Annotated in this window: 20 protein-coding genes and 1 pseudogene; 9 read left to right on the forward strand and 12 right to left on the reverse strand. The window is 77.0% G+C overall.

The features are described 5' to 3' along the window. Positions 1-9 precede the first annotated feature (9 nt). Positions 10-189: pseudogene (locus BLR12_RS25430) on the forward strand (lycopene cyclase domain-containing protein); the annotation flags it as partial. Here the strand turns inward: BLR12_RS25430 and BLR12_RS22875 are convergent. From BLR12_RS22875 to BLR12_RS22885, 3 genes are read right to left on the reverse strand one after another with little or no spacing between them, the layout of a single operon-like run. Continuing rightward, positions 186-1,139: a phytoene/squalene synthase family protein gene (locus BLR12_RS22875; RefSeq protein ID WP_218120793.1), complete on the reverse strand. Its 954-nt coding sequence runs from the start codon at positions 1,137-1,139 to the stop codon at positions 186-188. The pseudogene BLR12_RS25430 and the gene BLR12_RS22875 sit on opposite strands and share 4 nt — an antisense overlap. Then, on the reverse strand, positions 1,136-2,620 hold the full coding sequence (crtI, locus tag BLR12_RS22880) for a phytoene desaturase family protein (protein ID WP_091382818.1): 1,485 nt from the start codon (positions 2,618-2,620) through the stop codon (positions 1,136-1,138). The genes BLR12_RS22875 and crtI overlap by 4 nt, the downstream gene beginning before the upstream one ends. Beyond that, positions 2,620-3,747: a polyprenyl synthetase family protein gene (locus tag BLR12_RS22885; RefSeq protein WP_091382820.1), complete on the reverse strand. Its 1,128-nt coding sequence runs from the start codon at positions 3,745-3,747 to the stop codon at positions 2,620-2,622. The genes crtI and BLR12_RS22885 overlap by 1 nt, the downstream gene beginning before the upstream one ends. A gap of 170 nt (positions 3,748-3,917) precedes the next feature. Between BLR12_RS22885 and metF the strand changes: the two genes are divergently transcribed. Further along, complete coding sequence (gene metF, locus BLR12_RS22890; RefSeq protein WP_091382822.1) at positions 3,918-4,820, forward strand: methylenetetrahydrofolate reductase [NAD(P)H]; 903 nt, start codon at positions 3,918-3,920, stop codon at positions 4,818-4,820. Here metF and BLR12_RS22895 read toward each other — a convergent pair. Together BLR12_RS22895 and BLR12_RS22900 are read right to left on the reverse strand one after the other, a co-directional pair. Beyond that, entirely contained in the window at positions 4,814-5,473 is a 660-nt protein-coding gene (locus BLR12_RS22895; protein ID WP_091382824.1) for a hypothetical protein, read from the reverse strand. The genes metF and BLR12_RS22895 overlap by 7 nt on opposite strands. 102 nt (positions 5,474-5,575) lie before the next feature. Continuing rightward, positions 5,576-6,346 (reverse strand): hypothetical protein, encoded by a 771-nt coding sequence (locus tag BLR12_RS22900; protein WP_143018836.1) that lies wholly within the window; start codon positions 6,344-6,346, stop codon positions 5,576-5,578. 185 nt (positions 6,347-6,531) lie between these two features. Here BLR12_RS22900 and BLR12_RS22905 point away from each other — a divergent pair, with 185 nt between their 5' ends. From BLR12_RS22905 to BLR12_RS22925, 5 genes are read left to right on the forward strand one after another with little or no spacing between them, the layout of a single operon-like run. Further along, on the forward strand, positions 6,532-7,581 hold the full coding sequence (locus BLR12_RS22905; RefSeq protein WP_091382826.1) for a DUF808 domain-containing protein: 1,050 nt from the start codon (positions 6,532-6,534) through the stop codon (positions 7,579-7,581). Between the two features lie 40 nt (positions 7,582-7,621). Next, positions 7,622-8,734 carry a LolA family protein gene (locus BLR12_RS22910; protein ID WP_255363720.1) on the forward strand — a complete coding sequence of 371 codons (1,113 nt, stop codon included), beginning with the start codon at positions 7,622-7,624 and terminating at the stop codon, positions 8,732-8,734. Continuing rightward, entirely contained in the window at positions 8,731-9,651 is a 921-nt protein-coding gene (locus tag BLR12_RS22915) for an ABC transporter ATP-binding protein (RefSeq protein ID WP_091382827.1), read from the forward strand. Before BLR12_RS22910 ends, BLR12_RS22915 begins: the two co-directional genes overlap by 4 nt. Further along, positions 9,648-10,457: an ABC transporter permease gene (locus BLR12_RS22920; protein WP_091382829.1), complete on the forward strand. Its 810-nt coding sequence runs from the start codon at positions 9,648-9,650 to the stop codon at positions 10,455-10,457. The genes BLR12_RS22915 and BLR12_RS22920 overlap by 4 nt, the downstream gene beginning before the upstream one ends. 53 nt (positions 10,458-10,510) lie before the next feature. Next, positions 10,511-12,463, forward strand: coding sequence for an alpha/beta hydrolase (locus BLR12_RS22925; RefSeq protein WP_176832652.1), 1,953 nt, complete (start codon positions 10,511-10,513; stop codon positions 12,461-12,463). A gap of 15 nt (positions 12,464-12,478) precedes the next feature. On the opposite strand, the gene BLR12_RS22930 is transcribed toward BLR12_RS22925, so the two are convergent. Beyond that, positions 12,479-13,288 (reverse strand): lipase family alpha/beta hydrolase, encoded by an 810-nt coding sequence (locus BLR12_RS22930; protein WP_091382834.1) that lies wholly within the window; start codon positions 13,286-13,288, stop codon positions 12,479-12,481. Between the two features lie 57 nt (positions 13,289-13,345). On the opposite strand from BLR12_RS22930, the gene BLR12_RS22935 reads away from it, so the two are divergent. Beyond that, a complete protein-coding gene (locus tag BLR12_RS22935) occupies positions 13,346-14,002 on the forward strand; it encodes a CDP-alcohol phosphatidyltransferase family protein (protein WP_091382836.1) in 657 nt (218 codons plus the stop codon). 100 nt (positions 14,003-14,102) lie between these two features. Beyond that, positions 14,103-15,080, forward strand: a complete 978-nt coding sequence (locus tag BLR12_RS22940) for a carbohydrate kinase family protein (protein WP_091382838.1) — start codon at positions 14,103-14,105, stop codon at positions 15,078-15,080. Positions 15,081-15,158: 78 nt separating this feature from the next. Here the strand turns inward: BLR12_RS22940 and BLR12_RS22945 are convergent, their stop codons facing one another. From BLR12_RS22945 to BLR12_RS22970, 6 genes are read right to left on the reverse strand one after another with little or no spacing between them, the layout of a single operon-like run. Then, positions 15,159-15,809, reverse strand: coding sequence for a flavin reductase family protein (locus BLR12_RS22945; protein ID WP_218120794.1), 651 nt, complete (start codon positions 15,807-15,809; stop codon positions 15,159-15,161). Further along, a complete protein-coding gene (locus BLR12_RS22950) occupies positions 15,806-16,945 on the reverse strand; it encodes a glycosyltransferase family 2 protein (RefSeq protein ID WP_091382840.1) in 1,140 nt (379 codons plus the stop codon). The genes BLR12_RS22945 and BLR12_RS22950 overlap by 4 nt, the downstream gene beginning before the upstream one ends. Before the next feature lie 56 nt (positions 16,946-17,001). Further along, the gene (locus BLR12_RS22955) at positions 17,002-17,811 is read right to left on the reverse strand and encodes a carotenoid biosynthesis protein (protein ID WP_091382842.1); all 810 of its coding nucleotides are present in this window, start codon (positions 17,809-17,811) and stop codon (positions 17,002-17,004) included. Then, complete coding sequence (locus BLR12_RS22960) at positions 17,808-19,445, reverse strand: phytoene desaturase family protein (protein ID WP_091382844.1); 1,638 nt, start codon at positions 19,443-19,445, stop codon at positions 17,808-17,810. Before BLR12_RS22960 ends, BLR12_RS22955 begins: the two co-directional genes overlap by 4 nt. After that, a complete protein-coding gene (locus BLR12_RS22965; protein WP_091382846.1) occupies positions 19,442-20,029 on the reverse strand; it encodes a GNAT family N-acetyltransferase in 588 nt (195 codons plus the stop codon). The genes BLR12_RS22960 and BLR12_RS22965 overlap by 4 nt, the downstream gene beginning before the upstream one ends. Then, a complete protein-coding gene (locus tag BLR12_RS22970; RefSeq protein ID WP_091382848.1) occupies positions 20,026-20,538 on the reverse strand; it encodes a YbaK/EbsC family protein in 513 nt (170 codons plus the stop codon). The genes BLR12_RS22965 and BLR12_RS22970 overlap by 4 nt, the downstream gene beginning before the upstream one ends. Positions 20,539-20,582 lie beyond the last annotated feature (44 nt).

Consider the following 20,582-nt stretch of genomic DNA (forward strand, 5'->3'; position numbering starts at 1 on the left):
GTGCTCGCGGTGGTCGCCGTCCTCGTCGTCGACCTGGCCGTCTACCGCACCCGGATGGTGACGCGGCCGGTGTTCTGGGTGGCCTACGCGATCATCATCACGTTCCAGCTGCTGATGAACGGCGTGCTCACCGGACTGGAGGTCGTCACCTACGACCCGGACACGATCTGGGGCCCGCGGATCGCCTACGCGCCGGTCGAGGACCTGCTGTTCGGCTTCGCCATGGTGACCCTGACCCTGGCCAGCTGGGCGGCGGTCAACCGGCGGGCGAACACCGCCAGGCGCCGCGGCTTGGACACCCGCACGCGGCGGTCGAGCACCCGGTAGTCGGCGCGCTCGATCTCGGTGAGGATGCCGCCGTAGAGGTCGGTGGCCGCGCGCACGCAGTCGCGGGACTCCGGCGCGAGCATCGGCGTCCCGGGGGCGGCGTCGTCGTAGCGGCGGCGCACGATCGCGACCATCTCCCGCATCAGCGCCGCGAACCGGGCGTCGTGGCGCTTCTCGGCGAGCTGCTCGCGGGTGACGCCGTGCGCGGCCATGACGTCGGCGGGCAGGTAGACCCGGCCGCGGTCGACGTCCTCGGCGACGTCGCGCAGGAAGTTGGTCAGCTGGAACGCCTCGCCCAGCGCGATCGCGTGCGGTGCGGCCTCCTCCCGGGCCACGCCGGGGGCGGTGCCCAGCACCGGGAGCACCTGCAGCCCGATGACCGCCGCCGAGCCCCACGTGTAGCGGTCGAGGGCGTCCATGTCCGCGTAGCCGGTGACGTCGAGGTCGCTGGTCATCGCGGCGAGGAAGTCGACCAGGTGCTCGACGGGGATGGCGTACCGGCGGTAGGTGTGCACGGTCGCCAGCCGCACCGGGTCGTCCGACCAGCCGGCCTCCAGCTCGGTCAGCAACGCGCGCGACCAGTCGGCGAGGTCGCCGGCCGGGTCGGCGCCGGGGTGGTCGACCAGGTCGTCGGCGGTGCGGGCGGCGGCGTACAGCGCGTGCACCGCCGGGCGCCTGTCCGGGGTGAGCAGCCGGGTCGCCAGGTGGTAGCTCTTGCCGTGCTCGGCGTTGATCGCGGCACAGTGCCGATAGGCGGCGTCGAGCAGCGCCTGCCGCTCGGCCTGCGTCCGCGGGGGGTCGACGAGCGTCATCCGGTGATCCTCTCGGCGGCCAACCGGCCGCTGATCACGACCATCGGCACCCCGACGCCGGGCTGCACCGACGAGCCGGCGAGGACGACGTTCTCCGGGCCGCGCCGGGGCAGCGTCGGCGTCCGGAAGGGGCCGGTCTGGCCGAAGGTGTGCGCGAGCGCGAACGGCGTCCCGGCGGCCATGCCCTGCGCCGCCCAGGTCTGCGGGGTGTCGAGGTGCTCGACCTCGATGGCGCCGGTGAGGCCGGTCCAGCCGCGGGCCTCCATCACGGCGAGCACCTCGTCGCGGTAGCGGGGGCCCAGCGTCGTCCAGTCCAGGTCGGGGTTGCCGCCGCTGTGCCGGTCGAGGTTGGGGGTCGGGGCGACGATGCTGAGCACCTGGCCGCCCTCGGGGGCGAGGCTGCGGTCGGTGCGCGAGGGCATGCTGACCAGCAGGCTCGGGTCGGTCATGGGCCGCCCGTCGCGGGTCAGCTCGGCGAACACCTCCCGCCACGCCTCGCCGAAGCTGATGGTGTGGTGCGCCTGGCCGGGCAGCTCGCTGCGCACGCCGACGTGCACGGCCACGCAGGACGGCGAGTAGACCGGCCGGCGCAGCCGCCGGAACCCGGGCACCAGCGTCTCCGGCCGGTCGACGGTGACGACGACGGCGTCGGCGGGCAGCCGATCGCCGTCGTCGAGCAGGACGCCGGTGACCCGGGACCCGCTGAGCTCCAGCTCCCGCACCCCGGCGTCGTAGCGCAGGGTCACCCCGGCGTCGGCGGCCGCGGCGGCCATCGCGCGGGGGACGGCGGCGATCCCGCCGACCGGGTGCCAGACGCCGGCGCCGATGTCGAGCTGGGCGATGACCGCGTAGGCGGCGATGGCGCGGTACGGGCTGACCCCGGCGTAGAGCGCCTGGAAGCTGAACAGCCGGCGCAGCCGCTCGTCGGTGAAGTGCCGCTCGACGTGCCGCGACAGCCGGCCGAAGCCGCCGCGGCGGGCCAGCTGCACCAGCTGGGGGCCGAGCAGGTCCAGCGGGGTGTCGAGGTTGCGGTCGATGAAGGTGGACAGCTGCAGCCGGTACAGCTCGGCCAGGTCTGCGAGGTAGCCGCGCAGCGCCGTGGCCTCGCCCGGCCCGCACAGCGCCTCGACCTCGGCGGCGAACGCGTCGGGGTCGGCGTGCACGTCCAGGTGCGAGCCGTCGGCGAACTGGGCGCGGTAGGTCGTCTCCAGCGGGACCATCGGGACCCGGTCCTCGAGCTTCTCGCCGACCGCGGCGAGGGTGTCGGCGACCAGCTCCGGGGCGGTGAACACCGACGGGCCGGTGTCGAGGGCGTAGCCGCGCTCCTCGATCCGGCCGGCGCGCCCGCCCGGACCGGAGCCGCGCTCGACGACGGTGACCTCGCGGCCGGCGCCCCGCAGCCGCAGCGCGGCCGACAGACCGGCGAGGCCGGCGCCGACGACGACGACGCGGTCGGTGCGTCCGGGGACGGTGCGGACCATCAGGCGGTACGGGTGGTCGCGGCGACGGCCAGCGCGTCCAGCGCCGCCCGGGCGTCGGCGGCCAGCGGCGCCTCGGCGATGGCGGTGCGGGCCAGCGCGGTGCGCTCGGCGATCCGCTGCTCGACCTGTGCCCGGGCGCCGGTGGACTCCAGCAGGGCCCGCAGCGCGTCGAACTCGGCCGGCCCGGCGGTGGGGTCGCCCAGGGTCTCGGCGAGCAGCCGGCGCCCGTCGGCGTCCGCGGCCTCCTCGGCGAGGGCGACCAGCAGCGTCTGCTTGCCCTCGCGCAGGTCGTCGTCGGCGGACTTGCCGGTGACCGAGGGGTCGCCGAACACCCCGAGGACGTCGTCGCGCAGCTGGAACGCCTCGCCCAGCGGCAGGCCGATCGCGGTGTAGACCTCCGCGGCCCGCTCGCCGGCGCCGGCGATGGCCGCCCCCAGCTGCAGCGGGCGCTGCACGGTGTAGCCGGCGCTCTTGTAGCGGGCCACGGTGAGCGCGCCCTGGGCGCCCGGCAGGCCACCGGCGGCGCGCAGCAGGTCCAGGTACTGCCCGGCGGTGACCTCGGTGCGCATGGTGTCCCAGACCGCGCGGGCCCGGGTCAGCGCGGCGGTCGAGATGCCCGAGCAGCGCAGCAGCTCGTCGGACCAGACCAGCGCGAGGTCGCCGACGAGGATCGCCGCACCCACGCCGAACGCGTCGCCGTCCCCGGCCAGGGCGCCGTCCCCGTGCCGGGACGCGAAGCCGACGTGGGTGGCCGGGCGGCCGCGGCGGGTCAGCGCGCCGTCCATGACGTCGTCGTGCACGAGGGCGCTGGCGTGCACGAACTCCAGCGCGGCGACCGCCCGCAGCACGGCGGCGTCGGACTCGCCCGGGCCCTCGCCCCGCACGCCGCGCCAGCCCCAGTAGGCGAACAGCGGGCGCAGCCGCTTGCCGCCGTCGGCCAGTGCGCAGACCTCGTCGACCACCGGCGTCAGCGACTCGTCCATCGCGGCCAGGGTCCGCCGCTGGACCTCGAGGAACTCGGAGAGGGCGTCGGAGACCGCCGCGCGGACGCGGTCGAGCTCGGCCACGGCCGGCGGGGGAGCCGGGGTGCGGTCGGTGGTCTGGCGCTGCTGCGCCCCGGCGATCACGTCCCGAGTATCGCGCGCCACCGGATGTGGCGCGGCCGGGCTGCGGCGGGAGTCGGTCAGGGCCAAGGACTCAGCCTCCTGGGGTGCGTGGGTGCAACGGTGCGGGGGTTCCTTCGCCGGCGGCCCGCCGCCCGGATGCAGTGCCGCCCCGATCCGTATCCTCGCTGTCCATGACACGGACCGTGCGTGAGCTGCTCGCCGGGGGCCGGCCGACGTGGTCCTTCGAGTTCTTCCCGCCGAAGAGCCCCGAGGGCGCCGCCCAGCTCTGGACCGCGCTGCGCGAGCTGGAGCGGCTGCAGCCCTCGTTCGTGTCGGTGACCTACGGCGCCGGCGGGTCGACGCGCGAGGGCACGGTGTCGGTCACCGAGCGCATCGCGACCGAGACGACGATGACCCCGCTGGCGCACCTGACCGCCGTGGACCACAGCGTCGCCGAGCTCCGGAACGTGGTGAGCCGGCTGGCCGCCGCGGGGGTGCGCAACCTGCTGGCGCTGCGCGGTGACCCCCCCGGTGCCGACCCGCAGGCCGAGTGGGTGGCCCACCCCGAGGGGCTGCGGTACGCGGGGGAGCTGGTCGAGCTGATCCGCTCGATGGGCGACTTCTCCGTGGGCGTGGCGGCGTTCCCCGAGCGGCACCCGCGCTCGCCGGACTTCGACACCGACGTCGAGATGTTCGTGCGCAAGTGCCGCGCCGGGGCGGACTTCGCGATCACCCAGATGTTCTTCCGCGCGGAGGACTACCTGCGGATGCGCGACCGGGTGGCCGGCACCGGCTGCGACGTGCCGATCATCGCCGGCGTCATGCCGGTGACCAACGCCCGGCAGATCACCCGGATCGTGCAGCTGTCCGGCCAGGCCTTCCCCGAGCAGCTGGCCGCCCGGTTCGCCGAGCTGGACGGCGACGGCCCCGAGGAGAAGGCGGCGGTGCGGGCCTACGGCGTCGAGGTGGCCACCGAGCTGTGCCGGACGCTCCTCGCCGAGGGCGTCCCCGGCATCCACTTCATCACCATGAACCGGTCGACGGCGACCCGCGAGGTCTACGCCAACCTGGCGGCGGTGGGCGCGCCTCACTGAGCCGGGTCGGCCGGCCGCCCGCCGGCCCGGGCCGACCGGGTGTCGGCGGCGAGCAGGGCCGCGGTCTCCGCCGCCGCCCGGCGCAGGCCCTCGCGCTCGGCGGCGTAGCCGCCGATCGTGCCGACGACCGGCAGGTTCGACAGCGCGCGGTGGTAGAGCCTGCCCTTGGGCCGGGCGTCGAGCGTGTCGTCGATGCGGCCGAGCAGCCGGGCGACCCGCCACACGGTGCGGGCGACGCCCCGGTCGTCCCTGTCGCCGAGCACCTCGTCGGCGTAGGCGCCGGGGGCCCGCGCCAGCAGCGGCCGCACCCGCTCGGGGGGCAGCTCGCGGTCCAGCAGCACCTGCGCGAGCAGCGCCACCCGCTCGGCCTCGTCCTCGACGCCGTACTCCGACGCCACCCCGCCGACCACGAGCGCCTGCACCGCGGAGCCGACGGTGTTCTGCAGCGGCAGCAGGTCGGCGAGCTTCCCGGCGAGGCGGGGGACGGCGCTGACGCCGGCGGCCACGCCGGTGACCCGGTCGGCCCACCAGCGGTCGCGCTCGGCCTGCGGCAGCTCCGGTGGGCGGCCCAGCCGGCGGACCAGCGGTGCCGTCAGCCGGTCGACCCGGCGGAGGACGTCGACGACGACCGCGTCACTGATGGGAGGCGCCATGGACCCGCCCTACCCGGTGGAGCGGTTCCACCATGCCTCGGCTTCCCGGCTGATGTGCGGCTGCGGTGCACACCCGCCCGCGCCGTGCGCCAGGAGTGCACGTCACCCGCGCTGCTCGCGGGGCGGCTCCGGCGGCTCGGCCAGCGGCGCACGGGTGCGGGTCATCAGGTCGACCAGCTCGGTGACCGCCGTCCGCACGGCCGCGATCTCCTCGGCCACGGCGGCGGGGCCGCCGTCCGCCGGGGCCGGCGCGTAGGCCGTCTCGACGGTGATGCCGTCGATCTCCGCGGCGCTGCGCTCCAGCCGCTCCAGGTCGGCCAGCTGGCGCAGCTCGGCGGACAGCAGCGCGGCCTGGTCGCGGTGCCGGATCAGCGCGTCGGCCCGCTCGCCCAGCCGCAGCGCCGCGGCCTCCAGCGCCGCGGACTGGCGGTCCCAGTACTCCGCGGCGGGCCCGGCCGGGCGCAGGCCGAGGGCGGCGCGGGCGTCCCGGATGCGCATCGCCAGGTCGACGATGCGGTCGACCTCGGCCTGCCCGTCGAAGGCCGCCCGGTTCGCCGCGAGGAACGGCGAGTGCCAGGCCGGCTCGCGCAGCGTCTCCGCCCAGGCGCGGGACGCCGCCGCGGCGACCCGGGCCTCGGTGGTGTCCCACGCGGCGAGCGCCGCCTCGGGCGGCAGCGCCGGCGGCTCCGCCTCGGTGGGCGGCGGGCGCCGTCGCAGCCGGGCGCGGGCGGCCCGGTCCAGGCGCAGGACGGCCTCCCGGAGCCGGGACCACCGCGGCACGGGCGCGCGCCGGGGCGACCGGACGACGACCAGCCGGCCGTCGGTGAGGTACCGGGACGGCCAGAGCGCCGCGCCGTCGTCCGCCGTCCCCATGGTCCTGCCCTCCTGCTGCGCTCGGTGACCGGCTGGTCGCCCCAGGGTGCCGGTCGCGGCCGCCGGAGCGCGCACCCGAGCCGGGGACCAGGGGCACGTGGGACGGGTGCCCGCGCGGGGTAGGCCCGGACGGACCACCATGACCCAGACAGCACACCGGTGCTGACCGACCGGAAGGACGTCCCGTGGCGGGTGGACTCGTAGCCCTGTTCGACGATGTGGCGGTGCTGGCGCGCGCCGCCGCCGCCTCGGTGGACGACATCGGGGCCGCTGCCGGACGGGCCAGCATGAAGGCTGCCGGCGTCGTGGTCGACGACACCGCCGTCACCCCGCAGTACGTGCACGGCCTGGCCGCCGAGCGCGAGATCCCGATCATCCGGCGCATCGCCCTGGGCTCGCTGCGCAACAAGTTCGTGTTCATCCTGCCCGCGATCCTGCTGCTCAGCCAGTTCCTGCCCTGGCTGCTCACCCCGATCCTCATGATCGGCGGTGCCTACCTGTGCTACGAGGGCGCGGAGAAGGTGTGGCACAAGATCAGCGGCCACCACGAGTCCCACACATCCGTGGAGGAGGCGCTCCCGGACGAGAAGACCATCGTGTCCGGGGCCGTGCGCACCGACTTCATCCTGTCGGCCGAGATCATGGTGATCTCGCTCAACGAGGTGGCGAGCGAGGGCTTCTGGTCCCGGGCGATCATCCTCGCGGTCGTCGCGCTGGGCATCACCGTGCTGGTGTACGGCGTCGTCGGCGTCATCGTGAAGATGGACGACATCGGGCTGTCCCTGTCCCAGCGCCCCGGGAAGGGTGTGGCCCGGTTGGGTCGAGGCCTGGTGAAGGGGATGCCGAAGCTGCTCACCGCCCTGACCGTGGTCGGGACCGCCGCGATGCTCTGGGTCGGCGGCCACATCCTGCTGGTGGGCACCGACGAGCTGGGTTTCCACGTCCTGTACGACGCCCTGCACCACGTGGAGGAGGCGGTGGCAGCGGCCACCGGCGCCCTCGGCGGGGTCCTGGCCTGGCTCGTCGACACGCTGGCCAGCGCGCTCGTCGGGCTCCTCGTCGGCGGGCTGATCGTGCTGGTGCTGAGCCTCACGCTCCACCGCCGCAAGGCCCACGCCTCGGGTGGCACCGGCTCGCACGGGCCGGACCGGCACGTCGGCGGAACCGGGTCGCAGCAGCCGGACCGGTACGCCGGCGGGAGCGGGGCGCACCGGTCGGACCAGCACCCCGGCTGAGCCCCGGGCCGGGGTGCTGGCCGCACGTACCGTGGACCGCATGGCGGCGCGCGGGCACGGGGCGCCCGCCCGCTGGGCCGCGGTGGGGCTGCTGGTGGCGGTGCTCGTCGCGCTGCCCTCGCTCGTCGCAGCGCTGCCGGCGGACGACGCCGACGTGCCCGCCGCGGAGCTGCGCGCCGCGGTGCTGGCCAGCGCGGACGTCGGCTTCTCCGGCTACGCGGTGTCGGCCGGCGGGCTGGCGCTGCCGGTCTCGGAGCGGCTGACCGACGTGGCCGACCTGTTCAGCGACCGGACGCTCGTGCGGGTGTGGTGGCGCGGTCCGGCCGAGCACCGGGTCGACGTGGTCACCGCCGCGGGGGAGACCGGCGTGCACCGCGACCCCGGTGGCACCTGGACGTGGGACTTCGAGTCCCGCACCGCCACCCGCGGCACCGCGGCCTCTCTCGCGCTGCCCACCCCGCCGGACCTGCTGCCCGCCGCGCTGGGCCGGCGGCTGCTGTCCGAGGCCGCCGACGGGGAGGTCACCCGCACCCGCACCGGCGCCCGGCGGGTGGCCGGCCGGGACGCGCTGGGCCTGCGGCTGGTGCCGGCCGAGCCCGCCGCGTCGGTGGGCCGGGTCGACGTGTGGGTCGACCCGGCCAGCGGCCTGCCGCTGCAGGTCGAGGTGTTCGCCGAGGGCGCGGACCGGCCCGCGCTGGACACCCGGTTCCTCGACCTCGACCTCGCCGTCCCCCCGGCCGAGGTGGTGGCCTTCGCCCCGCCACCGGACGCCACCCTGCTGACCGCGCCGGACACCGACGAGCTGATCGCCGACGCCGGGGAGCGGGCGCCGGACGTCGAGCTGCCGGGCGGGCTGGCCGGCCTGCCCCGGCGGACGTTCGGGGGCGTGCCCGACGCGGTCGGCGTCTACGGCCGCGGGGTGACGCTGCTGGCCGCCGCGCCGGTGCCGGGCCGGCTGGCCGGCGGGCTGCGCGAGGCGCTGACCGCGAGCCCGGACGCCGTCACCGACGAGCTGGGCACGCGGGTGGCCGCCGGCCCGCTCGGGCTGATGCTGGTCGAGCCCGCCGACGGCCCGGCCTACGTCCTCACCGGCACCGTCACCCTCGACGCGCTCGCCGATGCCGCCCGCCGGCTCTCCGGGGTGGTGGCGTGAGCGCGGTGATCCGCACCACCGGGCTGGTGAAGCGCTACGGCCGGTTGCGCGCCGTCGACGGCATCGACCTCGACGTCCGCGCCGGCGACGTCTACGGCTTCCTCGGCGCCAACGGGTCGGGCAAGACGACGACGGTGCGGATGCTGCTCGGCCTGGTGCTGCCGACCGCCGGCGAGGTGGAGCTGCTCGGCGAGCGGATGCCCCGCGCCGGGCGCCGCGTGCTGCCGCGGGTGGGCGCGCTGGTCGAGGGGCCGGCGCACCACGGGCACCTGTCCGGCCGGGCCAACCTGTCGCTGATCGACGCGGCCGGGCCGGGCGGTTCCGGGCGCACCCGCCGGGCGCGGATCGAGGAGGTGCTCGACCAGGTCGGCCTGGGCGGCATCGACCGGCGGCCCGTGCGCGCCTACTCCCTGGGCATGCGGCAGCGGCTGGGGCTGGCCGCCGCGCTGCTCCGCCGTCCCGAGCTGCTGGTGCTCGACGAGCCCACCAACGGCCTGGACCCGCAGGGCATCACCGAGATCCGCGAGCTGCTGCTCGAGCTCAACCGCCGCGGGACGACGGTCTTCCTCTCCAGCCACCTGCTGGCCGAGGTCGAGCAGCTGTGCACCCGCGTCGGCGTGCTCGACCGGGGCCGGCTGGTGCTGCAGGACGAGCTGGTCCGGCTCACCGCTCCGACCGGGGCCACCGTCGTCTCCACGCCCGAGGCCGGGCGGGTGCGCGCGGTGCTCGACGGCCGGGTCCTGGGCGTGGACGGCGACCGCGTCGTGGTGCGCGGCGCCGACCCGGCCGAGGTCAACGCGCGGCTGGTCGCCGCCGGCGTGCCGGTGAGCGCGCTGGCGCTGCAGCGGCCGACGCTGGAGGAGGTCGTGCTCGCCGCGGCCGGCACCAGCGCCGACCGGGTCGAGGCTCCCCGGTGATCGGCGTCGAGCTGCGCAAGCTGTTCCGCCGGCCGCGCACCTGGGCCACCATCGCCGTCCTCAACGCGCTCCCGGTGCTGGTCGCCGTCCTGCTGCAGCTGACCGACCTCGCGCCGCGGCCGGGGGAGGGCCCGCCGTTCCTGTCCGCCGTGCTGACCAACGGGGCGCTGTTCCCGCTGGCCGCGCTGGCGATCGTGCTGCCGCTGTTCCTGCCGATCGCGGTCGCCGTCGTGGCCGGGGACGCCGTCGCGGGCGAGGCCCAGGCCGGCACGCTGCGCTACCTGCTGGTCCGGCCGGCCGGCCGGACCCGGCTGCTGGTGGCCAAGCTGCTCGCCGTCGTGGCGTTCGTGCTGGTCACCGTGCTGGTCGTGGCCGCGGTCGGCTACGTCGTCGGCGCGACGCTCTTCGAGGCCCAGCCGACCGGCGGCACGTCGGTGTCGGGCACCTCGCTCAGCCAGGAGGAGCTGGCCGGCCGCAGCCTGCTGGCCATCGGCTACGTGACGGTGTCGATGCTCGGCGTCGCGGCCTTCGGGCTGTTCTTCTCCACGCTCACCGACTCACCCCTGGCCGCGGCGCTCGGTGCGCTGGCCGTCCTCGTCACGTCGTCCCTGCTGTTCACCCTGGACGCCGCCTCGCCGATCGCGCCCTACCTGCCGACCCGGTACTGGCTGGCGTTCGTCGACCTGTTCCGCGACCCCGTCCTGTGGCGTGACGTCGTCCGCGGGCTGGCGCTGCAGGGCGTGTACGTCGGCGTGCTGCTGGCCGCGGCCTGGGCCAACTTCACCACCAAGGACGTCACCAGTTGACGGACCCCCTGCAGAGTGCTGCCGGGCTCCCGTCCACGACCGGCGTCCGCCGGGTGCGTGCGCTCGCGGTCCTCCTGCTGCTCACCGGCGTGCTCCTGGGCTGCGCGCCGGTCGCCCCGACCGAGCCGCCCCGGCGCTCACCGATCGCGGCCTCGTCGCTGGAGCCCACTGCGTGCCCGGTGCCGGCGCCGGACGGCACGCGGGTCGAGTGCGGCCGGCTGACCGTGCCGGAGTCCCGACAGCGTCCCGACGGCCGGTCGCTCCGGCTGCTGGTCGCGGTGGCGCCCAGCCTGACGCCGCCGTCGCTGCCCCCGCTGCTGGTCACGGCCGGCGGCCCCGGCACGAGCAGCACGGGCCTGCTGGGGCTGGCCGGGTCGGGCTACGCGCAGGGTCGTGACGTCGTCGTCCTCGAACAGCGCGGCACCCGGGAGTCGGAGCCGTCCCTGGACTGCCCCGAGGTCGAGCAGGCCCTCCTCGCCAGCGTGACGACGGCCGACCCGGTGGCCGAGGAGACCGCGCGGGAGGTCACGGCCGCGCGGGCCTGCGCCGACCGGCTGCGGGCGGAGGGGGTCGACCTGGCCGCCTACACCACCACCGAGAACGCGGCCGACGTCGCCGACCTGCGGCGGGCACTCGGGTACGCGGAGTGGGACCTGTGGGGGCTCTCCTACAGCACGCGGCTCGTGCTGACCGTGCTCCGCGACCACCCCGAGGGCGTCCGCCGTGTCGTCCTGGACTCCGTGGTGCCGCCCGACGTCGCCCGGTACGACGGCCAGGTCTCCTCCCTCCGCGCGGCCTACGAGCGGCTGGTCGACGACTGCGCGGCCCGGCCGGCCTGTGCGCGCGGCTGGCCGGGCCTCGATACGGCCCTCGTCGACGCGGCGGCGCGGCTGGACGCCCGGCCGCTGGACGTCGACGCCGTCTCACCGGACACCGGGGAGCCGGTGCGGCTGCGGATGACCGGCGACGACCTGGTGTCGGTGGTGTTCGACGCGCTGTACGACCCGTCGACGATCCGGTACGTCCCGCTGCTGGTGGACCGGCTCGGTGCGGGCGACGCCGCGGCCGCCGCGCCCGTCGCCGACGCCGCGCTGGAGGAGCTGAGCCGCCGCTCGCTGGGGCTGTACTACTCGGTGCAGTGCGCCGAGGAGGCGCCGTTCACCACGCCGGGCGCCGCCGGAGAGGACGCCGGTGCGCTGCCCGGTCGCGCGGCGACCCACCTGCTGTGGCTGGGCTCGGACCTCGACGTCTGCCGGGGCTGGCCGGTGCCGCCGCGCCCGGAGGCGGCCGTCCCGGTGGTGACCGACGTCCCGGTCCTGGTGCTCGCCGGGCGCTACGACCCGGTGACCCCGCCGGCCTGGGGCCGGCAGCTGGCCGCCTCGCTGCCGACGGCGACCTTCGTCGAGGTCCCCGGCCAGGGGCACACGCCGTCCCTGCAGGGGGACTGCGCGCCCGGCATCGTCATCGACTTCCTCGCCGACCCCCGCGGGGAGCCCGACACCTCGTGCCTGGCCGGGCTGGCGCCACCCGACGTGGTCGTCCCCGACGACGTCCACCTCACCGGTGCGGTGTACCGGCTGGCCGGCGAGGCCGAGCGCGGGCCGGGGCCGGGCCTGGTCCTGCTGGGGACGGCGTCGGCCGGCCTGCTGCTCGGGACGGCAGGCCTGGCGTGGCAGCTGCTCCGCCGCCGCCCGGGCCGGCGGGCGGCGCCGGTGCTGGCCCTGGCCGCGGGCGTCGTGGACCTGGCTGCGGTCGGCGTCCTGGTCGCCCTCGTCCTCGACACCGCCGCGCGCGACGCGCTCCTGCTGGGCTTCGGTCTCCCGTCGGTGGCCGGAGGCGTGCTGCTCCTCCCGGTGCTCGCTGCCCTGCTGGCCGCGGGCGCACTCGTGCTGCTCGCGCGCCGGCCCACCGGGCAGCGCCGGGCGGAGCGGGTGCCCGCCGCCGTCGTGGCGATCTCGGCGCTGGGGCTGCTCGGGGTCCTCGCCGGTGTGGGCCTGCTGCCCTGACCCCGTGCCCTGCGATCAGCCGCTGAGCCGGGCGCAGTCGTCCCGGTCCAGGGGAGCCGGCGGCGCGGTGCCCAGCTGCTCGAGCACCATCGCCTGCACCAGCGGGTCGCGGGGCAGCTCGCCGTGGGAGACGCGGGCGTCGGCGCACACCGACTGCACCGGGAGCTCCAGCGCACCCGCCAGCCGGGCGGACTCCGGCGGGGTCACCGTCTCGTCCTGCGTCGTCCAGATCGACACCCAGGCCGGCCCCTCCGGCGTCTCGTCGCCGGCGTTGAGCTCGGCCAGCAGCGCGCTGCCGGTGGTCAGCTGACGGCAGGCGTCGGGGCACTGCCCGGGGGCGAGCGAGCCGGCCAGGTCGGCCAGCGTGGTGCCGTGGTGCGGCGAGCCGAGGGTGACGACCCGCCGGGCGACGTCCGCGCCGCGGTCCGCCGCCCACAGCCGGGCGACCACCCCGCCGGCGGAGTAGCCGACGACGTCCACGCTGCCGGCGCCGGTGCGCTCCAGCGCCGCACCGGCCGCCTCACCGAGCGCGTCGGCGGCGGCGCCGAGGTCGCCGGTGCCGTCGCCGGGGACGGCGACCACCGTGGCGTCCCGCCCCTCGGCGGCCAGCCGGTCGGCCAGCGGCCGCAGCGAGGCGACCGACCCGCCGTAGCCGGGCACCAGCAGCACCGGGCCGGGCTCCTCCTGGGACACCGGCTCGCGGACGGCCGCGTCCGACGTCCGCCCCAGCAGCAGCGCCGCGCCGGCCCCGAGGACGGCGACGACGGCGAGGACCAGGACGCCCACGACCAGGCGGCGGCGGGCGGGCGAGAGACCGGCGAGCACCCCTCCACTGTCCCCGTCGCGCGCAGCCTGGTGGACTGCCCCGGTGGAGCGGGTGCCGTGCTGAGCCGCGACGAGTACCTGGCCGCCTGGTCGACCTGGCACGGCGGGGCCGACCCCGCGCAGAGCCGGCTGGTGCACGGCTGGCTCTCCGGGGCCTACGCGCTGGCCCGCCGCCTGCACCGGGTCCCGCCCGTCGCGGTGACCGCCGCGGGCTTCCTCGTCGCCGCGGCCGCCGTCCCCCCGGCCGCGGCCGGCGGGGCCTGGCTGGGGCTGGCCGGGGTGCTGGTCGGGCTGTCCGCCGTCCTCGACGGCCTCGACGGCGCGCTGGCGATCGCCACCGGCCGGGCGTCGCGCCGCGGCTTCGTCCTCGACTCCGCCGCCGACCGGCTCAGCGAGGCCGCCTTCGCCGCCGCGTTGTGGGTGGCCGGCGCGCCGGGCTGGCTGGCCGCGGCCTACGGCGCGCTGTGCTGGCTGCCGGACTACCTGCGGGCCCGCGCCGGCCAGGCCGGGGTCACCGAGACCGGCGAGCTGTCGGTGTGGGAGCGCCCCACGCGGGTGGCGATGACCGGGTTCACCCTCGGCGGGGCCGGGGTGGTGGCGGGCCTGGGCTGGTCCGGTGCCGTCGTCACCTGCGGGACGGCGGTCGGCTGCCTGCTCGGCGTCGTGGGTGTCGCCCAGCTGGGGACGGCGTTGCGGCGGTCGCTCGCCCCCTGAGGCGCTGCGCGCGGGACCCCGGTGACTCCTAAGGTGTGGGTGCCCGTCGTCCGACGTCCACCGTGCGTCTCACCGAACGCCACCCCGAGGGAGCGCCCCCGTGCCCGTCGCCGTCACCGGCTCCATCGCCACCGACCACCTGATGACCTTCCCGGGCAAGTTCACCGAGCAGTTCGTCGAGGGCCAGATGGAGAACGTCTCGCTGTCGTTCCTGGTCGACGACCTCGTGCAGCACCGCGGCGGCGCCGGCGCCAACATGGCCTACGGGCTGGGCCTGCTCGGGCTCGCGCCGGTGCTGGTCGGCGCGGTGGGCAGCGACTTCGCCGACTACGACGCCTGGCTGTCCCGGCACGGCGTGGACACCGGCAGCGTGCACTGGTCCGAGCTCAAGCACACCGCCCGCTTCGTGTGCACGACCGACGCGGTGAACAACCAGATCGCGTCGTTCTACTCGGGCGCGATGAGCGAGGCGTCCGCCATCGAGCTGGCCCCGGTCGCCGCGCGCGTGGGCGGGCTGGACCTGGTCGTCATCGGCCCCAACGACCCGACGGCGATGGTGCGGCACACCGAGGAGTGCCGGACGCGGGGCTACGCCTTCGTCGCCGACCCCAGCCAGCAGATGGCCTGGGCCGACGGCGGGATGATCCGCGACCTGGTCGACGGCGCGGACCTGCTGTTCACCAACGAGTACGAGGCCGCGCTGCTGCTGCAGAAGACCGGGTGGAGCGACGCGGAGGTGCTCGACCGGGTCGGCACCTGGGTGACCACGCGGGCGGCCAACGGCGTGCTGGTGCGGCAGGCCGGCGCCGGGCCGATCGAGGTGATCGCGGTCCCGGAGACCAAGCCGGTGGAGCCGACCGGTGGCGGGGACGCGCTGCGCGCCGGGTTCATCGCCGGCCGGATGTGGGGCCTCGGCCTGGAGCGGGCCACCCAGCTGGGGTCCGCGGTCGCCACCGAGGCGGTCGAGGTCATCGGCACGCAGGAGTACACGCTGCAGCGCGAGCCCTTCCTCGCGCGCTTCGCCGACGCCTTCGGCAGCGACGCCGCCGACGAGATCGCCGTCCACCTGCCCGGCTGAGCTCGCGCGACTGCGGGGAACCCGGGCTCCGAACTGCCGACGGGAGCCCGACTTCCCCCGCGGTCGTCACCCGGCCGGTCAGGCGTCGCGCAGACGCTCGCCGATGGTGGGGTCGTCGGACCAGCGGCGGTAGGGGATCCGCCTGATCTCGCGGACCTCGCCGAGCGCCGTCCACTCGTTGCCGCCGAGCCGGGCCAGCGGCTGGAGGCGCTCGATGCGCGGCCGGCCGTCCTCGACCGCGCTCTCCCACACGCTGATCAGCTGCACCCGGCCGAACACCACCGTGCTGTCGCCCAGCCGGACCGTCGAGTGCAGGGTGCACTCCACCGCGACCGGCGACTCCGCGACCCGGGGGACGCCGACCCGCTCGCTCGGCTCCAGCGCGATGCCGACCTCCTCGGCCTCGCTGACGCCGTGCGGGAAGTCGGTGCCCGTGGCGTTGACCTGCTCGAACAGCCACTCCGGGGTGAGGCTCACGGTGAACTCACCGGTCGCCTCGACGTTGTCCAGGGTGTCCTTGCGGCCGACCGAGGTGAACTGCACGACCGGCGGGGACACGCACGCCACCGTGTAGAAGGAGTGCGGCGCCAGGTTCACCACGCCCTCGGCGGAGCGGCTGGCCACCCAGGCGATCGGGCGGGGCACCACGACCGAGTTGAGCACCCGGTAGAAGGCGCCGGCGTCCATGGCCGTGGGGTCGAAGTGCACGCGCGCGTTCGGGCTGGTCACCCGGCCATCGTCTCCCGGGCCGCCGGGACGCCGCCGACCGGGCGACCGCGCCAGGCCAGCGTGCCCCGCCGCCGCCCGGCCACCGACCCGGCCAGCAGGACGTCGAACAGCAGCATCGACACCGGGTGCGCCAGCGAGTCGGGCCAGACGCGGCTGCCGGTCGCCGCGGCCGACACCGCCCGCCCGGCCACCCCGGCGGCGTAGCCCAGCAGCCCCGCCCGCGAGCCGCGCAGTGCGGCCACGGCGGGCAGCACCCAGACGGCGGTCAGCCCGGCCGCCACCGCGACGCTCGCCCCCGGCGACCCGCCGACCGAGGCCCACAGCGACTTGGCGTAGCCGGCCCGCAGCGCCTGCCAGCCGTCGTACATCCGGCAGGCGGCCAGCCGGGACCCGTCGACCGGCACCGCCCGCCCACCGGCCCGCTTCACCGCCCGCGCCAGCGCGACGTCCTCGATGACCTCGCCGCGCACCGCGCGGTGCCCGCCGGCCCGCGCGTACGCCGAGCGGCGGACGAGGAGGAACTGCCCGTTCGCGGCGGTCAGCGACGGCCGCGCCGACCGCTCGGCCAGCCGCACCGGCAGCGTGGTGACCCACAGCCAGGGCCCGAGCGGCTGCACGAGGCGCTCGGCCGCGGTGGCGGTGACCGGCCGCGGCCAGGGGGAGACCAGGTCCAGGCCGTGCGCGTCGAGGACGGCGACCGCACCGGCCACCGCGTCGGGGAACAGCCGGACGTCGGCGTCGAGGAACACCAGCACGCCGTCGTCGCCGGGGTCGCCCGCGTCCGCCCCGGTCGCGCAGGCGTGCGGCTTGCCCAGCCAGCCCGGCGGCGGCTCGTCGGCGGCGACCAGCCGCACCCGCGGGTCGGGGACCGCGCGCACGACCGCGGCAGTGCCGTCGGTGGAGCCGTCGTCCACCACGACCACACGCAGGCCCGGCACGCCCTGCTGGGCCAGCACCGCGGCCAGGCAGCCGGCGACCTGCGCCTCCTCGTCGCGGACCGGCAGCACGACGGTGACCGGCCGGCGCACCTCCGGCGGCCGCGCGGGGGGACGGCGCAGCAGCGCCACGTTGACCGCCGCGTGCAGGGCCCCGGCGACCGCCGCGCCGGACAGCACCCGCAGCAGCCGGCCGCTCACGGGTCCTCCCCGCGGTACCCGTCGGCCGCTGCTGCTTCCAGAGCTCGCCAGCGCGCTCACCTCCGGCGGGCCTGCACCGCCAGCGCCACCAGCACCGGGACGGCCAGCAGCACCCCCCACGCCGCCGATCCGGGCAGCCCCAGCCAGCCGGCGTGCGCCAGCGCACCGCCGAGGGTCATCCACGCCAGCACCAGCAGCGGTGCGCCGTCGCCGGTGCGCGGCGGCTCCACGGCGGTGCGCTCGACCAGCACGTCGAGGAGGGTCATGAGGACGAGCCCGGCCAGCAGCCAGCCGGCCAGGTTGGTCAGCGGGACCGTGTCGATGCCCGGCAGCGACGGTTGCGGGTGCGCCCAGGTCCAGTAGCCGGCCTGCACCAGCTGCGGGTCCAGCACCACGTCCCAGGCGGCGAACACCGCGGCCGCCACGGCCACCCGGGCGACCCGCTGCCGGCCGGGCCGCACCCCGCCGGTGAGCCGGCGGGCCAGCAGCCAGCTCGGCCAGGCCATCATCAGCCAGGCCAGCGGCACCAGGAACGGGACGCCGAGCAGCGTGGGGCCGAGGTCGTCGCTGTAGGTGTACTCGCCGTAGGGGAAGCCGGTGGCCAGGCCGACCGACTCGAACACCACCGCGGTCGCCGCGGTGACCAGCAGGACACCGGCGCCGGTGCGCGCGCCCCGGCTCACGGCCGCGTGCGCCACCGACACCGTCGAGCCGAGCAGCACGATCGTCCAGCTGATGACGTCGCGGACGGCGGCGCCGTCCTCGGTCAGCGGGTAGGCGATCGCGGTGAGCACCAGCAGCACCGCGGGTACCCAGGGGAGCGCGGCCGGCCGGCTGTCCGCACGGACCGCGACGGGTCCGCTCACCGGCGCACCCGGGCCAGCCCCCGCACGAGCGCCTCGCGGACGCGCGCGGTGACGCCGCGGTCGGCGAGGACGGTGCGGGCCGCCGTCCGCCCGGAGTTGCCCGAGACCCCGCCGCCGGGGTGGGTGGACGCACCGGCCAGGTAGAGGCCGGCCAGGCCGGGCACCCGGTAGCCCGACAGCGCCGGCGTCGGCCGGAAGCCGAACATGCTGGCCAGCCCCATCTCCACGTGCATGACGTTGCCACGCAGCAGCGACAGTTCCCGTTCGAGCAGCAGCGGGGTCTGCACGTACGTCCGCCGCACCGAGGCGGAGAAGCCGGGCGCGAAGCGGTCGACCGCGGCGATCAGCCGGTCGGCCTCGGCCTGCGCGAGGGCGTCCCAGTCGGCGCCGTCGGCGAGCGCGTAGGGGTACCACTGGCCCCACACGGTGACCACGTGCCGGCCGGGCGGGGCGAGGGTGTCGTCGGTGGCGGAGAAGCACATCGCCAGCGGCACCGGCTCGCGGGGCAGCCGGCCGGCCAGCCAGTCGCCGTGGGCGGCGGCCAGCTGCGCGCGGTCGGTGCACAGCAGCTGCAGCCCGCCCAGCGCGGCCGCGGGGTCGGCCCCCGGGTAGGACGGCGGGGCGTCGGTCAGCGCCCGGACGACCAGGCCGAAGCCGTTGCCCACCGGCGGGGCGGCGTCGGCCAGCGCCGGCGGGGCGTGCTCCCCGGCCAGGTCGCGGGTGGCCAGCACGTGGCACGCGGCGACCACGACCGGGGCCGAGACCCGCCGTCCCGACTCGGTCTGCACGCCGGTCACCCGGCCGTCCTCGGCCAGCAGCCGCGCGGCGCCGTCCCCCAGGGTGACGTGCCCGCCGTCGGCCTCCAGCCGGGCGCGCAACGCCTGGGTGAGCCCGCCCGAGCCGCCCACCGGGTGGCCGGGCGGGACGTCGTGCAGCAGCGTCGCCCAGGCGACCATCGCCGCGGTGCCGGGCTCGGACATCGGGGGGCCGGACTGCGCGCCGAACCAGGCCAGCGCGGCCTTGAGCCGCTCGCTGGTGAACCAGCGGTCCAGCAGCGCGTCGCCGGAGCCCAGGAAGTCGACGGCGATGTCGCCGCCGGGGGTCCGCGGCCGGCCCTCGGCCGGTGCGCCGATCGGCCAGAAGGAGCGGGCCAGCCCGCCCACCGTCGGCCGCCGCGCGAACGAGCCGACGACGGCGCGGCTGCGCGGGGCCCACACCGCCACGAACTCGCGGTAGGCGGCGGCGTCCTGCTCGCCGCAGGCGGCGGCGATCGAGGCGCAGGTGGCGTCCAGGTCGACGGAGAAGACCAGCGGCCGGCCGTCGGGCCCCGGGTCGCCGGGGGAGGGCGCCGGCGCGAAGCCCCACGGGTCGCAGTCGACGTAGCGCAGGCCGTGGGCGGCGAGGTCCAGCTCCTCGACGATGCCGCTCTGCCGGACGATGACGTGCGCGCTCGAGCCCCGGTCGACCCGCACGCCGGGCCAGCGCTCGACGGTGGAGACCGCGCCGCCGAGCACCTCGTCGCGCTCGACGACCTCCACCCGCAGCCCCGCGCGGGCCAGGTAGCAGGCGGCGACCAGCCCGTTGTGCCCGGCGCCGACGACGATCGCGTCGACCGAGGTGTGCCCCGCCGTCACGCGCGGTCGGACCGGGGCGCGGGGGAGGGCAGCGGCAGGCGGGCGCCGAGGATGGCGAACGGGCGGGAGTCGCCGGGGAAGCGGTGGTTGCGGGCCAGGTCGACGAAGCCGTCGGCGTGGTACAGCCGGAATGCCTTGGTGTCGTTGTCCGGGGTCGACAGCAGCGCCGCCGGGTAGGGCAGGCCGGCCACCAGGGCGTGCAGCAGCTGGCGGCCCAGCCCGCGGCTCTGGTGGTCGGGGTGCACGTGCAGCTCGCAGACCTCGAAGGCGTCGGGCAGCCAGCGCTTCGCCGTCCGCCGGTCGAGGGCGGCCCGCACCTGGTCGTGCCACCACTGGCCGGGAGCGATCAGGTAGCCGTAGCCGAACCCGACGAGCACCTCGCCGTCCCGGGTCTGCACGAAGGCGCCGACCGCCCGGAAGCCGGGGCGCTCGGTGTGCTGGACGGCGTAGCCGTACCGGCCGGCGACCACCGAGGGGCTGTAGCCCATCGCCTCGCCGTAGATGGCCAGGGCCTCGTGCATGTGGTCGCGCAGCCACCCGGTCGGCAGCTCGGCGATCCGCGCGGCGGGCGTCGTCCCGGTCACGGCCGGGCCGCCTCGGTCAGTGCCACGGGGCCGGCGCCGACCTCGGCCGGGGTCCCGCCGGTCAGCCGGAGCAGCTCCTCGTAGCTGGTGGGGAAGACCGCGTGCGGGTGCCCGGCGGCGGCCCACACCCGGTCGTGGCGGGCCAGCTCGACGTCGACGAGCGTGCCGATCGGCTCCGGGTGCCCGATCGGCGAGACGCCGCCGATCGGCTGGCCGGTGTGCCGCCGCACGAAGTCGGCGGACGCCGGCCGGACCTCCCGGACGCCGAGCAGCGCGGCCACCCGGTGGACGTCGACCCGGTGGGCGCCGCTGGTGAGGACCAGCAGCGGCGCGTCCTCGACGTCGAACACCAGGCTGTTGGCGATGGCCCCGACCGGGACGCCGAGCTCCGTCGCGGCCTCGGCGGCGGTGCGGGCGCTGCCGGTGAGCTCGAGCACCTGCCCGCTGGCGCCGGCGTCGGTCAGGAGGTGGGAGACGGCGGCCACCCGGGGGTGCTCGGGTCGGCTCATGGCCCGATCCTGCCATCGGGCTGGGCGGTCCGCTGCCGGCCCGG

It is taken from the genome of Geodermatophilus sp. DSM 45219 (assembly GCF_900104025.1).
Taxonomy (GTDB): Bacteria; Actinomycetota; Actinomycetes; order Mycobacteriales; family Geodermatophilaceae; genus Geodermatophilus.

Coding starts and splice junctions, on each gene's coding strand:
- crtI (WP_091382818.1), bottom strand. CDS start 2,620: ATGGTCCGCACCGTCCCCGGACGCACCGACCGCGTCGTCGTCGTCGGC.
- BLR12_RS22875 (WP_218120793.1), bottom strand. CDS start 1,139: ATGACGCTCGTCGACCCCCCGCGGACGCAGGCCGAGCGGCAGGCGCTG.
- BLR12_RS22895 (WP_091382824.1), bottom strand. CDS start 5,473: ATGGCGCCTCCCATCAGTGACGCGGTCGTCGTCGACGTCCTCCGCCGG.
- BLR12_RS22900 (WP_143018836.1), bottom strand. CDS start 6,346: ATGGGGACGGCGGACGACGGCGCGGCGCTCTGGCCGTCCCGGTACCTC.
- BLR12_RS22910 (WP_255363720.1), top strand. CDS start 7,622: ATGGCGGCGCGCGGGCACGGGGCGCCCGCCCGCTGGGCCGCGGTGGGG.
- metF (WP_091382822.1), top strand. CDS start 3,918: ATGACACGGACCGTGCGTGAGCTGCTCGCCGGGGGCCGGCCGACGTGG.
- BLR12_RS22970 (WP_091382848.1), bottom strand. CDS start 20,538: ATGAGCCGACCCGAGCACCCCCGGGTGGCCGCCGTCTCCCACCTCCTG.